Below are 506 nucleotides of genomic sequence, written 5' to 3' on the forward strand. Positions count from 1 at the left end.
CAACGATATAACATTCAATCTGGAGTACTGTACAGCTCTCTTTAAAAGAGAAACCATGGAGAGGTTGGCACTCCATTTTCAGAATATATTGGCGAGCATAGCAGAAAACCCTCAAATACAGATTTCACAAATAGAAATGCTGGCTCCAGAGGAAAAAAGCCAGATACTATCGGATTTTAATAATACAGAATATGAATACCCAAGAGAAAAAACCATTTCCTGCGTTTTTGAAGAGCAGGCCCAAAAAACTCCTGACAATGTTGCGGTAATGTTTGGGGATAAAAAGCTTACATATAGAGAGCTTAACCAACGTGCCAATTCTCTTGCAAGAGTATTGAGAAAACAGGGAGTCAATGAGGACAGCATAGTTGCGGTAATGCTTGACCGTTCCCTTGAAATGATAACGGGTATACTTGCGGTACTAAAGGCAGGGGGAGCGTATCTGCCTGTGAGCCCTGACTATCCTGAGGAAAGAGTAAGGTATATTTTAAAGGACAGCGGTACAA

Annotated in this window: 1 protein-coding gene; it reads left to right on the forward strand. The window is 41.1% G+C overall.

From position 1 onward, the window contains the following. On the forward strand, positions 1-506 hold a 506-nt coding region (locus tag L323_RS38145; RefSeq protein WP_038276178.1), incomplete at both ends, for an AMP-binding protein.

Origin of the sequence: Ruminiclostridium papyrosolvens C7, assembly GCF_000421965.1 — a bacterium.
Classification (GTDB): Bacteria; Bacillota; Clostridia; order Acetivibrionales; family DSM-1351; genus Ruminiclostridium; species Ruminiclostridium papyrosolvens_A.